Origin of the sequence: Planktothrix rubescens CCAP 1459/22 (genome assembly GCA_904830895.1) — a bacterium.
In the GTDB taxonomy this organism is placed as follows: domain Bacteria; phylum Cyanobacteriota; class Cyanobacteriia; order Cyanobacteriales; family Microcoleaceae; genus Planktothrix; species Planktothrix agardhii.
The window spans coordinates 1-23,236 of sequence record LR882960.1 but is presented as its reverse complement, the minus strand read 5'-3'; the positions used below and the strand labels follow the sequence as shown (position 1 = coordinate 23,236).

13 protein-coding genes are annotated in these 23,236 nt (G+C 39.9%); 6 read left to right on the top strand and 7 right to left on the bottom strand.

Annotation, left to right across the window (positions count from 1 at the left end):
* Positions 1-9: 9 nt before the first annotated feature.
* From NMG86_RS25205 to drmD, 3 genes are read right to left on the bottom strand one after another with little or no spacing between them, the layout of a single operon-like run.
* Positions 10-1,413 (bottom strand): ApeA N-terminal domain 1-containing protein, encoded by a 1,404-nt coding sequence (locus NMG86_RS25205; RefSeq protein WP_026798308.1) that lies wholly within the window; start codon positions 1,411-1,413, stop codon positions 10-12.
* A 60-nt stretch (positions 1,414-1,473) separates the two neighbouring features.
* Entirely contained in the window at positions 1,474-6,129 is a 4,656-nt protein-coding gene (locus tag NMG86_RS25200) for an Eco57I restriction-modification methylase domain-containing protein (RefSeq protein WP_052338784.1), read from the bottom strand.
* A gap of 35 nt (positions 6,130-6,164) precedes the next feature.
* A complete protein-coding gene (gene drmD, locus NMG86_RS25195) occupies positions 6,165-9,305 on the bottom strand; it encodes a DISARM system SNF2-like helicase DrmD (RefSeq protein WP_026798309.1) in 3,141 nt (1,046 codons plus the stop codon).
* 497 nt (positions 9,306-9,802) lie between these two features.
* Here drmD and NMG86_RS25190 point away from each other — a divergent pair, with 497 nt between their 5' ends.
* From NMG86_RS25190 to NMG86_RS25175, 4 genes are all read left to right on the top strand, one after another.
* Positions 9,803-10,045, top strand: a complete 243-nt coding sequence (locus tag NMG86_RS25190; protein ID WP_026798355.1) for a hypothetical protein — start codon at positions 9,803-9,805, stop codon at positions 10,043-10,045.
* A 786-nt stretch (positions 10,046-10,831) separates the two neighbouring features.
* The gene (locus tag NMG86_RS25185; RefSeq protein WP_499103743.1) at positions 10,832-14,455 is read left to right on the top strand and encodes a hypothetical protein; all 3,624 of its coding nucleotides are present in this window, start codon (positions 10,832-10,834) and stop codon (positions 14,453-14,455) included.
* Between the two features lie 61 nt (positions 14,456-14,516).
* On the top strand, positions 14,517-15,191 hold the full coding sequence (locus NMG86_RS25180; protein WP_087882281.1) for a tyrosine-type recombinase/integrase: 675 nt from the start codon (positions 14,517-14,519) through the stop codon (positions 15,189-15,191).
* A 414-nt stretch (positions 15,192-15,605) separates the two neighbouring features.
* Positions 15,606-15,932 carry a hypothetical protein gene (locus NMG86_RS25175; RefSeq protein WP_202806758.1) on the top strand — a complete coding sequence of 109 codons (327 nt, stop codon included), beginning with the start codon at positions 15,606-15,608 and terminating at the stop codon, positions 15,930-15,932.
* Positions 15,933-16,452: 520 nt separating this feature from the next.
* Here NMG86_RS25175 and NMG86_RS25170 read toward each other — a convergent pair.
* Both NMG86_RS25170 and NMG86_RS25165 read right to left on the bottom strand, forming a co-directional pair.
* Positions 16,453-16,911 (bottom strand): hypothetical protein, encoded by a 459-nt coding sequence (locus NMG86_RS25170; RefSeq protein WP_026798310.1) that lies wholly within the window; start codon positions 16,909-16,911, stop codon positions 16,453-16,455.
* Between the two features lie 104 nt (positions 16,912-17,015).
* The gene (locus tag NMG86_RS25165) at positions 17,016-17,675 is read right to left on the bottom strand and encodes a hypothetical protein (RefSeq protein ID WP_144018194.1); all 660 of its coding nucleotides are present in this window, start codon (positions 17,673-17,675) and stop codon (positions 17,016-17,018) included.
* A 629-nt stretch (positions 17,676-18,304) separates the two neighbouring features.
* Here NMG86_RS25165 and NMG86_RS25160 point away from each other — a divergent pair.
* Together NMG86_RS25160 and NMG86_RS25155 are read left to right on the top strand one after the other, a co-directional pair.
* Positions 18,305-18,706, top strand: coding sequence for a hypothetical protein (locus NMG86_RS25160; RefSeq protein WP_158442164.1), 402 nt, complete (start codon positions 18,305-18,307; stop codon positions 18,704-18,706).
* Positions 18,703-22,068, top strand: a complete 3,366-nt coding sequence (locus NMG86_RS25155; RefSeq protein WP_052338786.1) for a plasmid replication protein, CyRepA1 family — start codon at positions 18,703-18,705, stop codon at positions 22,066-22,068. The genes NMG86_RS25160 and NMG86_RS25155 overlap by 4 nt, the downstream gene beginning before the upstream one ends.
* Before the next feature lie 175 nt (positions 22,069-22,243).
* On the opposite strand, the gene NMG86_RS25150 is transcribed toward NMG86_RS25155, so the two are convergent.
* Together NMG86_RS25150 and NMG86_RS25145 are read right to left on the bottom strand one after the other, a co-directional pair.
* The gene (locus NMG86_RS25150) at positions 22,244-22,585 is read right to left on the bottom strand and encodes a ribbon-helix-helix domain-containing protein (protein WP_087882280.1); all 342 of its coding nucleotides are present in this window, start codon (positions 22,583-22,585) and stop codon (positions 22,244-22,246) included.
* Positions 22,582-23,178, bottom strand: a complete 597-nt coding sequence (locus NMG86_RS25145) for a ParA family partition ATPase (RefSeq protein WP_499103742.1) — start codon at positions 23,176-23,178, stop codon at positions 22,582-22,584. Before NMG86_RS25145 ends, NMG86_RS25150 begins: the two co-directional genes overlap by 4 nt.
* Between the last annotated feature and the right edge of the window lie 58 nt (positions 23,179-23,236).

Below are 23,236 nucleotides of genomic sequence, written 5' to 3'. Positions count from 1 at the left end.
TTTTGAGTATCATTCAGCTTCCTGAACTCTCCTCGTCGCTTGGCTTTTTTCAGTTTTTGATATGTTCCGAACAGCATACTGATATTTTTTATTTTTGCTAATTAATTCAGCGCACCGTTCTGGAGTACAACCCAGTTCCATCAGTAAACAAGATTGAAGCATAAATAAAAGTGTTTGTGTTATTCTAAACAATTCTTCACCTTGAGCGGCTTTATCTTGAAGATCAGTATTCCAATGAGTAAAATAGTTTCGAGTATCTCTAACTTTTTTAGCAAACTTTGCATGATCTTTTACTAAAGGATTCATTACTTTTTTTGTTTTGTCTAATAAATCCATTAACCTCTCCAGTAAGGGGGGTTCATTACTAAAATGAAGTTTCGCATTCAACCATTTTTTATATTCTTCTGGAGTATTATTTAATATAGATTCAATTCTAGCGTCATGTTCTGGCTGAGTCAAAACTTGATTTTTACATCTTCGGCGATGATAAGACTCAGCAGCTTGTGCAATATTAAGAAACTTACTTTCTAAGTACATATCAGGTTTATACTCAGTGCTAAAAATGAGGTTAAATATACTCTCTAACTCCTTATAAGAATTAAACCATAGTTGTAACATTAAGCTAAAATCGGATTCGATGTCAGCCAAGCTAAATAGTAAATCATCAGTTGAAAGTATTTTTTTAGACTCTATAGAATTGCTGAAAAAAAGCATTTCTACTGATTTCAATTCATTATTTATATCAGGAAAATAAATTTTTTCTACAGAATTAGGTTGTCCTGTAGCCAATGTTAAAAAGTCTAAGATAGGACAAATATATTGAGAGTATAAATCTTCAAAAGAAATAAATTGATTAACTTTAATACTAATAGAAGACAATTGCTTAAAATCAATATCATAAAGTTTACCTGAATTTTGACACCCATAAAATACTGAAATTTCTCCTTCTATGATATTGGCTTTTATGCTTTCCGGTTTATTATAGATAAAAGTGAATTGTTGAAGATTATTTGTATCATCTATAGTTGGTAATTCTTGAATAGGAGAAAAATTAACCCAGTCTGATAAGTAAGTAGACTGAATTGAAACTTCGTTAAACCGTATTTCTTGAGGATCTTGAAAGTGTTCACCAATAAAAACAAATTTTACTCTATAGGTTTCGCTATCATATCCTGGTCTACTTGAGTTAAATTTTGTGCGAATACAGTCTGAAAGAGTAATAATCTTCCTTTCAACTACTCCTAATATAATTGGTAGATTAACATGATCTTGATTCCCACCTGAGTTTCCTACTAAGGCTCCGATGAGTTTGAGTTCAATTATTTCTGAAGGTTTAAAGGTTAATACTCCTGCTACTGATTCGTTTGGATTAGATGGCAACCACCAAAAGCCTTGATATTCTGTATTATTCATGATGCTAATTAACTCCTATACTAAAATTTTATCAAGTAAAATGAACAATAAAAATCTGGATTAAAATAAAGTCAATTGTCCAGCTTCAGGGGGAGATGAAGATTCATTAGGCTTTTTTTTTGTCGCTTTCTTCTTGCCTTTATCATGAAGTCCGGCTTCAACTTCTTCCGCGTAACGTTGATGATTTAGTTGCAACAGTCGGTCTAATATTTCCCGTCTAGCTGCTTCACTAATTGTATACCGAATTCCTTGTTTTGTTTCGTGGAAATTGTGATCTAAGGCGAGGTCATCCCAACCGTAAGCTACAGCAACGGCTTGATCCATTTCAACGTGCAGTTCTCGCAATTTTATAATATCTGGGGATTGTTCATCGGGGTTATGAAACCGATTATAGGTTTTCGTTAATCCTTCCTGACGAGTTAACATAATTTGTTGACGATAATTATAATAATTTTCACCAATTTTTTCTAAATTTACGATTCTGGGTTGATTGTTTAGAAGAGGAAAGGGAAAAGTTTCAAAACAGTCTGTGGGTGTATACCTTAAACGAGTTTCTAATGAACTAGCATATTTTCTTGCCCAAATATCATTAAAACTACTGTTGAGAAGCGCAAAATCAAAATAACTATCAAAAGTTAAAATTGAAACAGCGTTAGAATACACTATATTTGTTGATACAAATTCAGGACATATAAACTTAGTTGCTTGAGTGCATATACTTAAAACTCTATTCATACCTGCGATCGCTTCATAAAGTGCTGGACACTTCTCCGCATATTGCCACCATTTTTCACGGCGTTCTTTACGATTATTTTTATCTCTTTCTGGTTTAACTTTTTCCTCAACTATTTTTAAACAATCTGGATAATCAACAGCATAGGGTCTGCCTTTAGGTTTTTTGGGATCATCCTGGTCAGCATCTAATGGCCAATCTTTGAAATTAATCACCCAACGACTCGGAGATTGATCTGGATTAGAGTTTAAATCTTCCCCATTCAAATAGGGAAATAAAACATCCTTATTTTTAGGACTCTTTTCAATTAATTTTTGAGCTTCTTCCGGTTCCAATACAAACCCCATTCCTAAAACAACTGAACCTTGAAACGATTTATTTTGATTAGCAATTAACCGATAAGGATTACCTGCTAATTTCCCTGGTACTGTTAAAAAGGGTGTAATTCCATTAACAGGTTTTTCATCTAAAATAAAGTCTCCTTGCCATTCTCCTTGACGCATCCAAACAAAAGCGACTTCTAAACTTGCAGTTCCTTCCCATTTTCGGCTATTAACCGCCCGATAAATAACGCCTTTTCTGTCATTCTGAGCATTATTGTTGTCATTCTGAGCATTATTCTTGTCATTCTGAGCCTTGTCCTGAGCTTGTCGAACGGATTGCGAAGAATCTCTACTATTTTTGACGACCTCACGGAGATCCTTCGTTTCACTCAGGATGACAGTCGGGGCGTGGGGGATGACGGTCGGGGTCTGTGGGATGACAGCCGAGGTTTGTAAATTCTGAACCATTTGGTCTAACCCGACTTCTCGCGTATCTCCTTGGGCAATAGTATTAGTTGCAACTAACCCAAATCCTCCTTTTTCACTTATTAACTGTTGCCCTCTTAAAAAGAAGTAAGCACATAAATCGGCACTTCCTCTGACATTATTAGCTAAATATTGAACTAAATAATCTCGATAGGGAGTTCCCAACGGCCCTGTAATTTTTTGACCTCCCATAAATGGCGGATTTCCTACAAGGGCATTAAAACCAATTGTTGATTGACGAGTTACGATTTTGGATTTACGATTCAGGTTAGATTCGGGTTCATTTCTGGCAGTTAGGAAGACTTCGGGAAATTCTAATTCCCAATGGAAAGGAGTTAAACTGTTTAAATCAGGTAAAATTTCCCGTTGATAGTCGGTAATACTCGCTTTCCCTTGAGCAACCATTAATAAAGTTAATCGTAGGTCTTGTTGTTCCTGTTTTTTAACATTCGTGAGATAACTAGAAATTAATAAATCTGCCCGATCTTTTAAATCCTTAATTCTGGCATTGGCTTGAAGGAGTAAATATTCTTTTTCCTTTTGGTCTTGGGGACTGTTGACGGGTTTCGATTCAATTTGTAACCGAAAATTAATGACTTCATCTAATAATTGTTGTAAATCATCTCCGCCAATTCCTAATTGATAAGATTCCCCCTCAGTTTGTAAATTCCACCGTTTTAACTGTTCTAAATTCACTCCGACTAATGAATCTCCAGCTTTCAAAGCATGGTCTAAAAAAGTAAAGGGTTTATCTTTTTGTAAGGTTTCTAACCATAAAGATAACTTTGCCATTTCCACCGCTAAGGGGTTTTTATCCACTCCATAAATACAACGTTCGGCGATAATGCGTTTTGCCACCATTAACCGTTCTGTCGCGTCAATAGGGATAATCGATTCTTGGGGACGAGACTTAGATAATTGACCATCCGGTGCAATCACAATCTTACCTGGATTTGCCGTTTCTGCTTCTTTCCAGGCTTCTATTAATCGTTCTCCTAAATATCGACAAACCTGAACTAAAAACGCCCCTGAACCCATCGCCATATCACAGATTTTGAGGTTTAAAAGTTCCGGCGCGGGAATTAACTTCCACTCGGTTTTCGGTTTTCCTTCCGCCACGCCTTGATATACTAAAGGTTCTAAAGTATAACGAACAATTTCCTCAGTTAAACTTTTAGGAGTGTAATGGGTTCCCGTTTCTCGGCGGTTATTTCCTTGAGCGACATAAACGCTTCCGGTGGGAATAATGACAGGATAACCGAAGGTATCAGAGCGAATTAAATTAATAAAGGGTTTCACCCGTTCCAATAATTCAGAATTATTATTACAAGCAATTAAAAGGTTATCATTCTGAGCATAACCTCTCCTGTCATTCTGAAGATTATTCTTGTCATTCTGAGCATAACCTCTCCTGTCATTCTGAGCATTATTATTGTCATTCTGAGCTTGCGAAGAATCTCTATTATCCTTGACGACACCACCGAGATCCTTCGTTTCACTCAGGATGACATCATTATTGTCATTCTGAGCCTTGTCCTGAGCTTGTCGAACGGATGGCGAAGAATCTCTACTATCCTTCACGACCCCACCGAAATCCTTCCTTTCACTCAGGATGACAGTTTTGTTAAAGTTTGCACTATCAACGGCTTTTTTTAACGTCGTTTCAGACCGTCCGGTTAAAGTTTTGAGAATTTTAATGAACTCATTTTCCCCTTTAGCAAAAGCAATTTCTAATTCATCTAAAGTAATTTCGGGTTCTTTGTCTTTTGTCCCCAATAATCCTAAAACCGGAGAAGTTGCGCGAATTGCGGTATGGTCTAATAACCCTTCATACACATGACCAATTTGTTCCACATCTAACGCCCGAAACGATAACCGTCTTGGTTCTGTTCCACCGCCGGGAACTTTGATTTGTAAAATTTGTAATGCTTCTAATAAATGTAAAACAGTTCTATTATCAATAGGAATGGGTTGGGCGGAAACTTGTTGCCAATTTCCCTCGGTTCGTCCTTCTAAAAAGGGGAATTTATCGGGGTTAAACAAATCGCCACCTAATGCGGGTAAACGCAATAAATCATGGTCTATGCCCCCATAAACCGCCCGAAAGGTAGCTAATAAACGACACCAAGCATCATGGCGACGTTCTAAGATTTCTTCCCCATAATGGTCGGCAATTTCTCGCAGTTGTGACCGTAAGGTTGAGACGGAGTAAGATTGATCATAAAGGGACTCGCCTAACCGTAATAAACCTTTTTCTTCGGCTGAAAAGAGAAACACTAACCGCATCATCATAAATAAAGCGGCTTCATAAAGTTGAGTTTGTGAAATATTTTTTAATAAGCTACGGTTACGGTCTTGATCAATTTTATCAATTTTTTGAATTAAAACTTCAACGGCTTTTCTAACTTGATACCCTAATTGGTCAGTAACTTCCTGTTGACTATCGGCACTTTTAACAAATAAAGCTTCTAAGGTTTGGTCATCTGGAACTCCAAAAAAGCGTTGCACCCCTAATAAACTTCTAAACGCTTGGAGGGTAATTTTTTCTTCTAACCATAAATTTGCATACCAAGAAATATAACTAACGGTTGGGGAAGGGGTATTATATTTAATCCCTGGGGCGATTTCATTGGTTCCCGTCGGGGCATTAATTAACATCCAATTTCCCCCATTGGTTATTAATCCTAACCAGACTCCTGTTCCCCGAAGTAATTCCATCATCCGAGTTGCGGGAGACGCTGACCAGCGAGAATTTTTTAGGGTTTTTTCTAATGCTTGTTCGGGAGGATAAATTTGCACCAATAAACGAATTTTAGGGCGGTTTGAATCGGCTGAATCATCTATTGAATTAACAATATAATCCGGGCGCAGGGTTTCTTGATGTTCAGGAATAAAGACTTTTAACCCTTGGGGAATGTTTTGCCCTGTTTTTAAAACTTCATCGGGAAATTCGAGGATTTCTTTTAAAACCCATTCTCCCCAAGTTCGATGAATTCCCACATCAGAATGATTTTCTAGCCATTCTTCATACGCTTGACGTAAAACCCGAAATCGCTCAGGGTCATGGGCATCTAACCCTTGAGGAAAAACCTCTAATAAGGTTTGCAAGCTTAAGAAGGGGCCAGAAGCTTCAATTAAGGATAACCATTCAGCATGATGACGAGCAATAGACATATAAATTAAAATTTGAGGATTGACAATTTAGACTTTTAACTGAGTTTTTGGGGAATAAAATAAGTAATCGCAATGGGGAATAATCGAGCCTTTGGATTAGAAAATCGAGAATAAATCGCTGTGGTTTCTCGTTCAATTTCTTTGGGAATTTGTTCTAATCTTAATTTTAAACTATTGCGATTGCGTTCCAACTGATCCTTTTCTATTGAAGTAAATAACTCTAACTGAACAAAATCCGGTTCATTTAATTCTTGTTCAATACTCCGTTGCAATTCAGTTAAAATTGCCTTGATATCCCCTACTTCTTTGTCACATCGGTCTTGCAAGCTTTTTTCTAAGGAAGTTCTGCGGTCGCCCATTCGTTTTTCTAATTGTTTCATTAAGGGATGAGTATATTGATTCCACGCCTTAACCAACCGTTCTTTCATTTCGTCCGAAACCAAATTAGGAATTGCAGATTGAATCACGTTTTCCAATTTCATCACCTTTAAAGGGTTAAATTTTCCTTGTTCTAAGGTTCCCCCGGCGGTGATTAATTCTTCATGTAACCGATGTTGGTCACTCCCTAAAATGACTAATCGCCCGTAAGCTACAACAGCCGGATATTCTAAGATTGAATTTGGAACAACTTTAATCGTCACCCGATGTAAATTTTTATTTCCTTCCCGTGACCAAACCTCCGCTCGAAGTAAGCGTAAACACATCTGAACTAAGCGATGGTTCAAATGAATTAAAACCAAATCGTCCCGTCCTCTCGTTAAATCAGGGTCAAAAACAATGGGGCGAATTTCTCCGGTGTGGGGATGGGCTAACCCCTGACTGCACCCTGCCCAACTGCCTTTTAAGGGGGGAAGAATAAAAGCTGAAGGATAGTCTTTATAAGGGATTAACGGGGGCTGTCCGGCTAATTCTAAACCAACTTTAACCACAGATTCAATATTAGTGGGGTCTAATCTTAAGCTAGTGCGGGTTTCATCTAATTGTTCTTTTAATTTCTGAATTTGTTCGCGGATTTTCCGTTCAAATTTCAATAACCGTCGCACAGGTTCACTTTCTTTTTCGGCTTTCGTGGTGTCCAGGGTTTGGCGTTTTCCTAACATCGCTTCTTCGACTTGGATAGCAATTACTAGCCCCACTTTTCCTAAATCTTCACGGATGTTATTTACTTTTAAAGCCGCCCGCATTAAAAATTCTAAATCCCCTTCTAATTCTCCAGGGGATAACCCAACAGTTGATTGTTGAGAATAACTTTTGCCGACAAAATGATAAATAATCACTTGTTGGGCTTTTTGTCCATGACGGTCAATACGGCCGTTTCGTTGTTCCATGCGGTTCGGGTTCCAAGGAATTTCATAATGAATTAAACGAGAACAATGATTTTGTAAATCTAAGCCTTCGGAAGCGGCATCGGTAGCCAGGAGAATGCGGACATTAGACAGTTCTGGACTGGCTTGGAAGGCGGCTTTAATTCGTTCTCGGTCTTCCGCTTTCATTCCTCCATAGAGGGTCATTAAACGGTCATTTTCCGCGAGTCCTTGGGTGGCTAAAAGTTCATATAACCATTTTTGGGTGGTGCGATATTCGGTGAAAATAATTACCCGTTCCGTAGACCATTGATTATTGGGTTTAATATAGGTTTGAATCCAATTCAGGAGTTCTTTGGCTTTAGAATCAGGAACCGGAGAAGCGGCTTCTGCCCATTGTTTTAAGCGATTGAGGATTGTTCTTTCTTCAGAGGTTAGTTCTCGAAATAAGGAAGAAGAAGTAGCGATCGCATCCTCTGTTGTGGTTTCATACAAATCATCATCCCCAAATTCTTCATCAATCAGATCTAACTGACGGCGTAAAATTCCAGGTGTCGGTTTGGAGACAGTACGAGAGGTGCGAGGTTTAGCTTTTTGTAGAGTTTGATCATGTTTTTCTAACGTTGTTAAAAATGCCATTGGCGAAGAAAATAGGCGTTTTTTCAATAGTTTTAAAACAAATTCTGTAGCTGTTAATTCGACTTGATTCTGGGGATTTTTTCGTCGTAATTGAGTATATTGAGTTAACAAGCGATTCGCTTCGCGTTCAGCGTCGCTATAGTTAACGGAAATGGCTTCTAATTGTCGTTCCGGGAAGCGGGGTGTGCCATCCCAATCGGTAATTTCTGATTTTAACCGTCGCACCATAACGACTTGTAATTGATTCTGGTCTGGTGCAACACCCCTGGCAAATCGTTGAGAATCTAATAATTCTAATAAAGCGGTAAAACTTTCAGGATAACCGTTATGGGGCGTGGCGGTTAGAAAAAGTTTATGTTCAAAATGGGGTTCAATTAAACGAATTGCTGCGGTGCGTTGAGAATCAATGGCATAATTTCCCCCGCCTGATGGTGCAATATTATGAGCTTCATCGACAATTAATAAATCAAAACGACGGGGATAAATTGATTCCCCTTCACTGGGTAGAGCTTCTCGAAATAAGCGTAAGGGTCGATCTCGTTTGAGAAAATCAATTGATGAAATTAACCGAGGAAAATGTGTCCAAGGATTAACGTGCAGTCCCCGATTTCTTCTTAAGTCTCGCATTAAGTCTCGATTGACAATCCGAAACTCTAAACCGAATTTATCCCGCATTTGTTCTTGCCATTGGATTTGCAGAGAAGATGGGCAAATGATTAAAATGCGTTGGACTCGTTGGCGTAAAATTAATTCTTGGGCGACTAATCCCGCTTCTATGGTTTTTCCTAACCCCACATCATCGGCGACTAAAAGATTGACCCTGGGCATTTGAATCGCTCTCACAACGGGGTCAAGTTGGTAATCTTCAATATCGACGCCACTACGAAAGGGAGATTGTACAGAACGGACATCAGCACTAGAGGAAGCTCCCCAACGCACAGCATCGAGAAAGGCATCTAATCGTTCTGGCGCATCAAACCCATCGGGATAGGGCAGTTCTTGAGATTCATAAATACAAGCCCCAGGTTCGAGTTCCCAAATGACTTGCAATTCCTCTCCTAAACCATCATCTTCGACTGAAGTGAGGGTAACTAAATGGTGTTTAGAGGAGGTAAAACTTTGGGTTAAGGGGTTTTGAGGGAGGGAAGAAGAGCCGACATCAATAACTGAAAATCGTCTTCCTCGCACCTCTACAAGTTGCCCTGGGTCTGGAATCGGGGTTGGGGTTGCCATAAACGGTAGGAAAATTAGGAGCGAAAAGAAAGCCCTTAAATCTACTATAGATCCTTTGGAGTTATTACGTTAAGGAGTAGATTAATTAATCCATTTGCGATCTGGAACAACAGAATCGGCAACCCGATCTCTTTGACTCGGAGCCGGAAATATAGTTGAGGTTTCTCTTGTTCTGGTAATTACAGCTAGGTTTTAATTAAAAACTGCCTTAATTTTTGCAGTCAACTCCCCTTTACCAATAGATCATTCAAAAATTCCCTGTGACTAACATCACCTCCGTTGTTGAGTTCAGTCACTGTTACAATCCTTATTCTTGGAACTGCCTCATCAGGGGTGGTTTTTCCGTATTCTAGGGTAGTTTTAAATCAAGGAATAACTGCCCAGGTGAGATATTTCCACGACTTCTACGATGGTAAGCCAGGTGGCAACTACTACACAAAGCCACTAAATTTTCTGATATGCTATATATGGTTCACCCAGATTAGGAATAATTTATTATGGACAGTGCTGAAAATGACATAAATCAGATGCAAGACCAAATAAACCAATATGGTTCGATTACTCAGTTTGATATTCGTGTAATAGAGATTAGCGGTACAGCCGATGACCCCAATCAAACTTCTGGCATGGCTTCCAAGACAGATAAAGGCTTTAAGGGTTATGGTGAAGAGGGTTATAATGGCACTTGGGAGATAGGTAATTGGGGGGATACTCTAAGATTTACTAATTGCGAAGAATAAATTCAGCTAAATCAGCAACGTTAGATAATCTAGCGTTGCTAAATCATAGTATAAAAATAGGTAACTTTTAAAAATTAATCTGGATAAACTGATAATAACGATTTAAACTCATGGACAGATTTATTAATTTTTATTAAGGCTTTGATATTTATTGATGTTCCCCCTCAAGCACTTCTTACAGTCTAGTTTTTTATTGACCCGTTGAGGTAATGAATAACATAACGGATAACATAACGGATAACATAACAAATAACATAACAAATAACGGATAACATAACAGATAACATAACGGATAACAGGAATAGCAAATGAATCAATATATCTGGACTAATTGTTAAAGGGAAACATTCATAAAAACCCCCTAACTTTTGGGCTAGGGGATTTCTGGCGGATCGCTAAATCAGTTTTGTTTGTTGCTTCAATTTGCAATCCCATTACTGAGGATTCTTAGCTAATTATCTGAATTGCACACCGAAACCTCAAGAAACACCTCAAGAAATTCCTGAAAAAAACTATCCAGATTATTCACTTCAATATGGAATTAGGGAATTGGGCTATCTCAACGGCCGTCCAAATTGTTGAGGTACTGATAGATAGCCATACCCTGAATCACGGGTACTGGAATCTGATTTGAAATGGGTTAGGTCGGCATCGGAGGACTAAATACATGATTGAGGCTGTTAATGGGGGGAATCCTAAGAACTGTCACATATTCATCAGAACTGTTACACGGATTTATATAGATTGCAATAATCAGCACCTCTCAACGATTCAAGGGGGTGCGGCATGATTACCACCGACACCACATTAAAAGGAAAGGCGATGCCGCAAGGCGGCGGCTACGCCATCGCCTCAAGCAAGCGTAACCCATGCCCAATCTGTGAAAAAACGCACGGTTGCAAGATTTCAGATAATTTAATAATGTGCCTACGGGGTGATAGCAATTGGAGCATACCCGGATGGAAATATCTCAAACCTCTCAGGGGAGGTATGGGGGGATTATTCGGGGATTATTCGGGGGAGCGTCAAGAATACAGACCGGAACAGCAACCCAAAGCCGCCAAACCTTCAAACATTACCCCGTTGACAGATGAGCAATTAGACAGAGAAGCCAGAAAAATCCTGAAACAGTTGGGATTGAGTGCCAAACATCGGGAACAGTTGCACGGTCGCGGCTTAACTGATGAACAAATTGATCAGCGTGGGTTTAAGTCGGTTGACCGCTATCAAGAATTTAATCTGATCTCGATTAGTCCTAACTTCCCTGGGATGGGAGACAAGGGAACTCTAGCCAATAGCGGATCAGGAATTCTGATTCCTATTCGGAATATCAAAGGATTAATCATTGGCTTTCAGCTTGCTAGGGATGATCGGGAGCCAAAATATCAATGGCTTTGGGGAAGTAGCGATCGCCGCGTGTCCGGTGAACTACCATTACAGTTTTTAAAATTAAATAGTTCCCCTGATTTAAACATTATAGAGGGAACATTAAAACCGCCCGTTGCAGCGCATTTACACAATATTAATGTGTTGGGTGCTGGCGGTGTGAATTGGCATGGCTCTAAGAAGGAATTTAAAGCTATTGTTGATTCCAAAAACTTTGATTTATACATCTTAAACCCTGACACTGGATGCAAAGCTAATCATCATGTGATGGGGGGATATCGAGCTTTATATCTATTCCTTAAAAAGCTCGGAGTTACCCTTTATATAAGAGATTGGGGACAAGGTGATAGACCAAAATCAGATAAAGTTGATATTGACGAAATCGACACAGAAACGTTTAATAATGCTCGGATTATCTCTTATATAGAATGGGATAATCAGGTTATTGATCAGGGAGAATTGAGTGAGGAACAATGGTTTAATCGCTTTAAATTACCTGAATTACAAAACGATTTAGCACGGATTGTTAAACGTTTTTACAGTCGGGTAAACCAGAAAAATAAACCCGTTACTCCCGAACAAAACCCCGAAGCCAAACCCGTTACAATCCCAGAAGAAAAAACAGAATGTAGCGCGATTGTACTATGGAAACCTCAGAAATTAATCTCACTACCTTACACCCCTGGACAATTGCCAACAGTTGACGAATGGCAACAGATGGGATGCCCTAAAATCATTTTTAATAATGGGGAAAGGTTGGCTTGCTATGGTGAAGCGTGCGAGAAGGGTTTTAAATTTACTTTAGACACAACTGCAACGGGTCACGGAAAATCGTTTGATTCTGGTTTGGCTACACTTCAAACCTTTGGAATTGACCCCGATGATAAGGAGAATAAAGCCAGAATATTCTATCTATCCCCTGATCATCGGAACCCAACTAACGCAACTGTAGAAGCCAATTATGTTGATTTAGAAGCCCGACATAATGGGTTAAATTATGACACTGACCGCAAAACTGCTTTAGGAAAATCTCACGTTGTCAGGGTTAAGAATAATCAATCCCCTGATATTCCTAGCAATTGTCCTGAGAACCAAACCTTCTTAACAGTTGCAGAAATGGGATTATCTGCTTTTGGTGGTAAAGATTCTCCTATCTGTCAATCGTGTCCATTACTTAATCAAGGTTGTTTATTTTTGGAAAACAGACGCTACACCTTGACGAATGAAAGGTTGATTCGTGCCGACATCAACTCGATACACCCATCCTCAGATGACATTTTAATTCTTGATGACCTATCTATCGAAAACACTCATCAAATAACTGTTGAGATTAATGATGTCTTGATGATGGTTGGTAAACTTCAGTTAAGGGCTGATCATCGTCTTTTCAAGATATTAAGACCTATCCTAGTTGAGATTTACAAAGGATTATTGGCAGTGACAACAGAAAAACATAGATACGGAATCAGCCATCGGGAAGTAGTGGAATTAATGCCAACTATTGACGAATTAAATCAATTAATTTTTGATTTATATTCTGATGATTGGTTAGCTTGTGATAATGTTTGGGGGACTCCAATCTATCATTATGAAATGATTAACGGAATCCCAGAAGCCACCAAGGTTATAGGGGAAAATTTTATAGCACCATCATTAATTGATTTAAGGAATGAGTGCTACAAACTTTTAGAAAATTACGCTAAATTTATCAACGGATTGCAGACCCCTGAAGAAAAACAGCAAGCAATTAAAGACAATGTAATTCCGCCTTGGCTACCTGCTTTAATTGATTGTTTAATCGGGAATAAACGGATTAATTTAAGAATTGATAACGGTAAATTAATCATCACTAAATTATCAAAACGTCACCGGAATATTATCAAAAGTGCGGGGCTCTCAATCGCTTTAGATGCCACTCAAAATAAACGAGATTATGCTTTATCTTTAGGGATTAGTCTTAATGAAATCCTAGAGGTATCAGAGGTTAAACAATCGACTCCTAACCTACATATTCACATTATTAAAGGAATGGGTCGGGGGGGTAAACAACGGCGCGACACGATGCAGGAACGGATTAATGTTGCTATTAATGCGATCGCCAAACGACACCAAGGGCAAAACATCGGACTGATTGATCATAAGAGCGCGGTAGCTAATTACCAGGATTTGGGACACAAACTGGGTTATTGGCATAAGGACACTCGCGGCTCTAATCAATTCCTAAATACTCAAGTCATGGTTAGTGTCGGGCACCCGTGCCCAAACTTAGGACAAGTCGCCGCCGAATACCAAACTTTAACGGGTTATTTTCCTACGCCGGATCAACGCACGGGACGTTACGGGGGATGGGTCAATCGGAAAATCAAAGCCGAATTAATTCAAGATGTGGGACGGCTCCGAGCACATCTACGACCCGATGAACAGTTGCACAGCTATTTAGTCGCTGATCTGGATGATGACACCATAAGCGCCACTAGACTCGCCTACCCTACTGCCACCATCATCATCGAGGATATTTACGATATTGCACCCGGCGCGGCTTCAAAAGGTGTCCAAACAGAGCGGGGGATTATTGAGGCTTTATGGTCATCGGTTAAGTCCGGTGTAGTCGCAACCATTGACGATATCGCTGAACAATTAGGAATCACTAAGGGGGGGGTAAGTAAAAACCTCAAAGACCGATTAGGAATAGGTTTCAGGGAGGTAAAAAAAAGTTTACTTTTGTTATATAGGGCTATTAATAACAAAAGTAAACTTTCTGAACTCGATTCTGATGCGCTCTACATCGCGTTGGAATACCTACCTAATGTCGTCCGAGACTTTGAAAATGGTCAAATCACGCCTGCCGATGTAGTGGTTGAGGTTGTAAATACCGCTAAAGCCTACGGACATCGGCAATTCAGGCATATTTTAGCCGTAACGCCTATCCCAATACTTTGTAAGTTATGGGGCGCTGTTCTAACTTTCTTACCATTGAAGATCAGACAGGAGTTGATTGGTTTACCCGATAAGTTGATTTTTTAATCCCACTTGCAAAGGCACTACCCACGCCCTAACAATCCTCTTAACGGGTATGGGTGCTTATATGAAAGTAAACAGACACGGGAAAGCCAAAATACTCAGCCATGATGAAATCCAGATCCTATTTAATGAAGGTTTGCACAACCTCAGAGATCGGGTAATTTTTGCTGTCTGTTTGTTTACGGCGGCAAGGATTAATGAAGCTTGCACCCTTCACACCTTGGATGTTTACGACAGGAGAGGCAACGTTAGAGTTGAGTTAACCTTTCGGAAGTCCAACACCAAGGGAAAACTAGCGACCCGAACCATCCCAGTGATTGATGAGTTGAGGGGGTATTTAGAAAAGTACAGACCAGAAGCGGGTAGAAAATGGTTGTTTCCCGGTGGTGTGTTCCGAGACAACCCAGCCACTCATTTGAACCCTCGTTCTGCCAGTCGGGTTCTTAAAAAAGCTTTTGACCGGGTTGAGATTGATGGGGCTAGTACCCATTCAATGCGTCGCACCGCTTTAACCTTGATGAGTAATGCTGGTATCCCACTCCGAACCATTCAGGAAGTCTCAGGGCATCGCAACCTTGAGCAACTACAGCAATATTTAGAGGTTCAACCCGAACAGGTTAGAGGGGCTGTGAGTATCCTCTCTATGCTTTCCCCTATTGACGATACCCCTGTGAATATACCTGTATATGTTCACACCCCCACGCTGGAACGTTTGCCATCTGACAACAGTAGCCTATAGGTTAACGGGGTAAAGCCGAGATCCGCGCCAAATAGGACATGATGTAACGACTTATTACGACTAATCGCTGTAACCTTTACACAGAGGGGCTTTAAATTGCTACTTTGCACTTGGTAACAGCTTCGCCATTTCGCCTTAAAGTACCAAGCTAAAAACCATCTCACTAATAACTTTAGTAAAAATACTGTAGAGAAAGGTAAGGCATCCCCCTAAACTGAACATATTGAGAAAACCGGAGCCTCTAAATCAGAAGTGGTGGCAAGTACGCTGGTGATGTTGCAAACGGGGATGTTCAAGGATTTTTTTATGTCAAGAACGGTAATTCAAAGACCAGTTTATATTATGAAGGAGCGAAGTCAAATTAAGATGTTAAGATATTGATGTAAACATAGTAAATTACAAATAATGAATGTAATGACTAAGAAAGAGTTAACTGATGAGGAAATTCGTGCTGAGATGGACGAGATAGATCGCCTAGAACTACAAGGGGGATGCTCTGCTGCCTCCTCTGGTGCTTCAAGGAAGGCTAAAAAAGCTTCAGAAGGACAGAAGAAAATAAAAACCGTTCCTCCTGCTGTTGTGGCTGAAGATGAGGATGTTTTGGGGGAAGGGGAGTCACTGAAAGACTTTGATGACAGAATGGCTAAGAAATACCCCAAGAAAAGCTACGACGATTTAACAGAAGAGGAAAAACGAGAACGTGCCAAACGTTTTGTAGCTCAAGGGCCGGAAGACTGGTAAATTTTACTCCTTTAATTTTACTCCTTTAAAAAGACTCAGTTTGAAGTTTAAAATAATGATCACAACCTTAAGCCGTTCGATATCCCCTCGCTTTGATGTTGCTCCTACTGAAGCACAGATGCGTTTAGCGATCGCACAGGTTTTGTCGATGCCATTTGCTTATAGGCGGAAATAGAAGGTTCGTGTCACCAGGTGCAGCCTTGTAAAGTTTTGTAAATAAGATAAGCTGAATTATCGTAAACTTAAACGCTCAAATCCTTACCTCATAACGTTTACACATTCACAAAATCAAACCCACTAGGCTTTTGGCTTTGGGGTTTTATTGGTGCGATCGCTCAAAAAGGACAAACCCGACTAAGGGTTGAAATCCTTACACAGAAGGAGTTTAACTTGCTACTTTGCGGTTCGTGTCAGCTTCGCCATTTTACGGCATCTTGAACTTATTTTTTATGCAAATTGGAATGAAAGAAACCCACAATTGATTCTAAAAATAATTTTTCTCTTGCTTCAATGTCGGTCTTTACCCAATCATCACTTGGGTATTTTGAAAGATCATTAACATTAGCAATGGGTGAGTCCTTATATTTATTTTTCTTTTGTCCGAAATAACCATTACCAGCATCGAAAATTCTGAAGAAATTGAAGAAGTTATTGTAAGCGGCTTTCCTTCAAAAATATCAATGCAAAATTGGTAGCATGAGTCCTTTATTGCATTTACGGTTGGCTTCTGAACAAACTCGGAAAACAGAAATGAAACCAAAGTTGCGAGATATTCAGAAAAACTTGTATAAAACGAATCCGAATCTTTATTTTTGAAAAAATATGCACTTGTAACATATTTCCAGTATTCGTTCGGGTAATGATTAAGGCAATGAAGATATTTAAACGACTGGCGAGAAATAAATTCTCGCTCCTGAAATTTTGATTCGCCTTCTTTCACAGTTAGCCAAAATTCTGCAAGCTCTTGCAATTCTTTCATCAAATCAGTTTGCTTTAATTTTTTGAATTTATTGTCAACTTACACATTCAAAAAATCATAACCCCCTAGTTTTTACATTAGGGGGTTTGCTTTGGGGGCGATCGCTAAACTTTCACTTCATCAAAACCGTTAACCCTCATCAGTCGATATGGGTTGCCGTCCAGTTCCACAAATCTAATATCGTCATTCCATATAACCCAATGGGCATCGGTGTTATCCCCTGCGGGTTTCCAGTTGCTAAAAGTATGATTTATTAGTTCCGATTGTTGGCTTAACAATTTGTGAAATTCTGCAAGGTGTGGGGGAAGTTGGACACTATAACTGATGGGTTTAAGTTCACCAGGGGGAACCCATAAGGGAGCTAAGTCACGGCTTAATAGTTCTTCTGCCGAGCATCCCATTAACTCACAAGCCCCTTGATTGACCAGGACATTTTGGTGTTTAGTCATGCTGACAAGGAAAGTCGGACGGGTTTCGTTTAACAGTTCCTCGGCAATTCTTAACCATTGAACGTCTGCTAAACCTCTAATCATGGCGGGTTCCTCGTTTTGTAGGGTTGCTGGAATAGGGATATTTTTTTCACCATTAGCACTTGAGTAGGTAACAACTGCTTCCCTCAATCCCCATCTATTAAGGAACTGGATAATAGAATCAGTCTGTGACCCAACAAACTCTAAAGCCATAGAACGCGACGGCAAGGAAAACCGAACCGTTTCACGTCCTATGGCTATTTGACATTTAGGGCATTGCAACAGCTTTAACATCCGTTTCCCCCCCTTTCCTACTCATTCATCACCTCAGTCTTTAATTTATTCTAAACAGGGACAAAGAATAGCACACTTAAATTGTAATTTTACCCTGTGCAAATTACTGTAATCCTTACAATTTTTCTAGTACGGGCATCATAAGAAAATAGACTCATATCAGTAGTTTTAGATTTGTCAAGCAGTAATCTAAAACTACTAGAAACTACTGGAACAGCAGTATATCTACTGCTATAACGATTTTTCTTGTATTGCCAATACAAGAAAAAATTACACGGGATAAGCAAACTCAAGGTTAAATTAGGCACACATAAACATATATACGTTTATGTGTCTTGACATTTTGGCTATCAATTGATCTTTAAAAAGAAAAATGTGGTATCTTATTAATAGATTTTGTTGGAAGTCATCCCAACAAAAAAACCGCCTTGAGAAAGCGGCTGTTCAAAAAGTATTAGCGGGCTTAAAACCCTTAGTTATTATGAATCATACAAGTTTTTCGGCTAAATGTCGATGGGTTTTCCGATCTATCAATAATAAATTAGTTATAAGTTTTAACTATATAACTATAGCATACTTCCCACAATTTACACAATCTACACCGGGAATATGTAGATTAAATTTTGAGAATGCGATCGCCACCTTCACCCCAACGACTCAAGGGGGACGGCATGAATAATCAACAATGTCCTAGCTGTGGCTCTATCAAATTTCAGTGTGTTGACGCGCCACCACCTCACACCCAAAAACTTATCTGTTCGGGTTGCGATCGCTTTATTAAATGGCTACCTTCACCCAAAAATATAGAACGTCATCGGGATCTAAAAATCCGACTTGAATCATTGAAAGGAAAAGTCGGGGGTTGGGAATCCATCTTTGTTAATGACTTAATCAAAAATTTAAGGATTGCAGAACGGGACGGGAAAACCTTTAAATTATCCCCCCGACAATTAGAAACCCTTGAAAAAATAGAAGGTAAATCATTAACCGTCAATCCCCAAAACTTAGATATTAAAGGGGGTGCGAGATGATTACCTCCAAACATTATCAGGAATTAACCAATAGTAAGATCGCAGATTCAATCATTGATCTGAATTTCCGATCAATGTCAGGGGATGAAGCTGTTGAAGCGGTTATGTATCAGAAACTTGACGATATAGATTGCAGAACAAAGCACGTTCACCAAAGAGAATTGAATCGCATTTACAACCAACAACATTTAATCGCGGGGGGTTGGTGGTGTGACTCCCTTGATCCTTTAAACGATTGGCTCTCTATGCTGTGGGGCTGTTTTAAGCCCGATAAGCCAAGGTTAGATCCGTATAATTTAGGCAAAACAATTAAATATGAACACCCACCGGGAACACCGACACGCGCTTTCTCCCTGCGAGTAACCTATCGGGACGGATTGAAGATTGCAAAAAAAGCCGGAGCGACTGCCGAACAGTCCTACCGTAAACGGATGGGGGGTTCTAATTTAAGATTTAATTTAAGATTTGAGGATTGTGGTTTCTGGCAGTGGGTATTAGATGAAAATATCCCGATCATTATTACTGAAGGAGCCAAAAAAACAGCATCCCTGTTAAGCGCGGGGTATGCAGCTATTGGGCTACCGGGAATCAACGGGGGGGTTAGGACTAAAGATTATAATAAAGCCCCATGCAAACCCTTCTTAATCCCTGAGATTGCAAAATTTGCTACAGAGGATCGGACAATTACGATCTGTTTTGATCGTGATCCAAAACCCAAAACTATTGCAGCCGTTAATAGAGAGGTTAGCAAATTATCCGAGTTACTTCTAAAATCCAAAGCAATCCCTAAAGTGATCGAACTTCCCGGCCCGGAAAAGGGTGTTGATGATTTCATTTTTGAGCGGGGGGTATTAGCTTTTGACGATCTATTTACCAATGCTAAGGATTATAGATTTTGGCAGTTCAAGAAAGGACACAAACTAAGCTACAAACCAAACCTATTTTTTGGTCGCGATTGTAATCGAAAATATCTAGGAAAACTACCATACCCAGCTAGAGGGATGTGTTTTATTAAATCCCCCCAGGGAACAGGGAAAACTCAATCATTAATTGAGTTAATTCGAGAAGCTATAGAATCCGGTCGCCCGGTGTTGGTAGTTACTCACCGGATTGAGTTAGGTCGGGCTATTTGTGAAGCTATTGGAATTAATTGGATTGAAGATTGCAAGGAGTCAATTGATGGTAAATTATTTGGTTTTGGGCTTTGTATTGATAGCTTACATCCATTAAGTCAAGCCCGATTTAACCCCGACGATTGGGGCGATGCTATCATTATTTTGGATGAAGTAGAACAAATTTTATGGCACATGATGAACAGTTCCACTTGCATCGAAAATCGCTCTATTATTATCAATAATTTTGAATATTTAGTTAAGAATGCGATTGCTTATGGAGAGGGTTTAATAATAGCTCAGGATGCTGATTTGTCGGATGTTTCCATTGACTATCTACTGGGATTATCCGGTGTTGATGGGTTAGAGCCTTTTATTATTGTTAATGAATATCTAGGCAATAGTAGAGACGTAATAATCTACAATGACACCAAGCCTACAAAAACATTTCTTGAGATTGGAAAAAAAATAAAACAGGGGATGAAAGTTTTAATTGTAGAAGATTCTCAGAAAATCAAAGGGCTTTGGAGTGCCATTAATAATGAATCTCACCTCAAAGAATTATTCCCAGATAAACGAATTTTAAGAATAGATAGTAACTCGGTTAGTGACCCCGATCACCCCGCTTTTTGTTGTGCCAAAAATATCAACTCAATTATTAAAGATTACGATATTGTGATCGCAACTCCGACAATCGGGACGGGGGTTAGCATTGATTTAAAAGGACATTTTGGTGCAGTGTTCGGGCTTTTTTACGGCGCTATAACTACCCATGACGCTATCCAAATGATGCACCGCTACAGAGATTCGAGTGCAGAATGGCATATTTGGGCGAATAATATTGGAGTTGGCAGAATCGGGAATGGGTGCAGTTTTGCGGGGGGTCTTATTGATTCTAAAAATAGAGTTACCCGTAAAAATTTAGAATTGATTGGAAAATCCGATAGAGACGGTTTCGAGCTAGGGGATAAGGTCAATGAGCGCCACACCGAACTGTGGGCAACAATGGGAGCGCGGATCAATTCCGGTCAATGGAATTATAGGAGCAATATTTGTAATTTGTTGTTACAGGGGGGGCATCGAGTAAAAACTGAAATTCAATTGTTGAAACAACCTCCGACCCCGCAGGAAAAAAAAGCTGAAAATCAAGCCATAGAAATTAGACAAAATAATAGACAAGCTGATGGTGAACAGGTAAAAGCATCCGAACCCATAACCGAGTCGCGCTATAAGGCACTTAAAGAAAAACGGGCTAAAACTGCCAGCGAGACATATCAGGAGCGTCGATATTTCCTAGAAGAAAATTACGGGGTAGAAGTTACTCCCGAACTGGTAATAAAGGATGCTGATGGTTGGCTACCTAAAATAAAACTTCATTACTACCTGCTACATCCTGAACTAGCAAAGGAGCGAGATACTAAGCATTTAGAGTCGGCCGAAAAAAATGGGGATGGGCAACTGCAATTACAGGATCTAAAATTTATCACGGCCAAGGTGAAAATTTTGCAGGAATTAAATATTTTGGGTTTGTTTGACCCCGACAAAGTTTTTACAAATGAGTCCCCTGAAATTGTGGCGATCGCAAATACCCTTATCAGGGCCAAGGATATTTCTGACTATTTAGGAATCAAGCCCAATCCAAAATTGAGTGCCATGAGAATTATTCAGGATTTGCTACGGGCGACGCTAGGCTTCACCCTGCAATCAACTCAAGTTAAACGGGACGGTAAGAAAATTCGGGAATACAAATTCGTGGGGGTTGGTGATAAAAGATACACGATATTTGAGGCGTGGGACAAAAAAACGGCTGAATTTAACGAGGGAATGGGGGTTGTACCACCAAACTCGTATAATAATATAGTTGAATCGGTGGTACTACCAGAAACAGAAATAGCCCCCCCAAAATTAGTACCACCGCCGCCGGACATCGAAAATTTGGAAGGTTTGATTTTAGTAGAGGATGCCACCGGACGGCCCGACATTGTAGCCAAGCAATCCAACTACACGACCTGGATAACCGCCAAACGAGCCTATATCTCAAGAAATGATGTTAGAGAGGGCTATTACCGACCCCCTAACCTTAACGACGTGGTGGGATGGATGAAAACAGCTATAGCAGAAGCAAGCCCACAGAAAGCTAAATGGCTTGATGATAATTTTGGGCATGGGTCAGATTGCCTAATGGAGAGGGCTATGAATGCGTTCTTTTATGAATTAGCTCCTATTTACGACTTGCTTGATGCGATCTAATCTATCTGGGGGAGCGATCGCAACCCCGCCCAAATGCGAAATTATGCGATATTACGCTCATATCTTCACAACCCACCCCTGGAACCTTTGCCATCTGACAACAGTAGCCTATAGGTTAACGGGGTAAAGCCGAAATACACGCCAAAATAGGACACGCTGTAAAGTTTTATGACAATTAATCCTGAACGTTCTCTAATGCTTCATCTAATAGGAGTCTGACGATTTCCGCTTTGGTTCGTCCTGTCCTGGCCGCCAACATTGATAATTTTCGATGGGTGGATTCGGGTAAATCGACGGTGAAGCGTTTTGTCCCTTCTTTGGGTTGAACTTGTAATCTGTCCATAAATGTTGTTTCTGGTTGTGGTGTTGGTTGGGTTTTGGGTTCGGAAATTTCAATGGTTTCTAGTTCAATGGTTTCTAGTTTGGGAGTTACCGCCGGTGTTGAATTTTCTCCATAGACAAATTCTTGGGCTAAGGCATCACTCAAGGGTTTACGGGTTTGTTTTTTATTGTTCATACTCCCTCTGGTAATTGTTTGAGGATGGCTTTAAATAATCGGTCATATTCGATAGCAGCTTCACTGGCGGCTTGTCCTGGTAAGTCCCAAACAGTTAGTGATTGACCGGAAGTATCGGCGATGGCTTGTTTTTGGTGAATGATGGGTTTTAAAAATTTAGCATCGGGGATTTGAGATAAAAGGGCGATCGCCTCCTGTTTGAGTTTGGTATTCTTCACCGCCCGACTTAGGAAAACTAAACCTTTGGGCAATCCCCCCCGCACAGACTGAGCCTGTTTGAGTAATCGCATGGCATCGCTGGCAGACCGTAAATCAACACCCGTCGGTTGCACCGGAATTACGGCTAAATCACATCGGAATAAAATAGCTCTGGTTTCTTCGGAAAGACTCGCCGGGCCGTCAATAACTAGGTAATCGTAATCTTTGACTAATTCGGGAATCTTTTCTAGGATGTCATCTGGGGATTGAATCACCTGACAAGCAAGTTCAATCCCCATCCCGGCTACCCATTGGGAACTTGACCGTTGAGCATCGGCATCTACCAGCAACACCCGATAGTTCTGTTTGAACTGAAGCCAATAGGCTAAATGCACTGACGAGGTAGATTTCCCCGACCCCCCCCTTCTGATTGATTAAGGCAATTATTCCCAT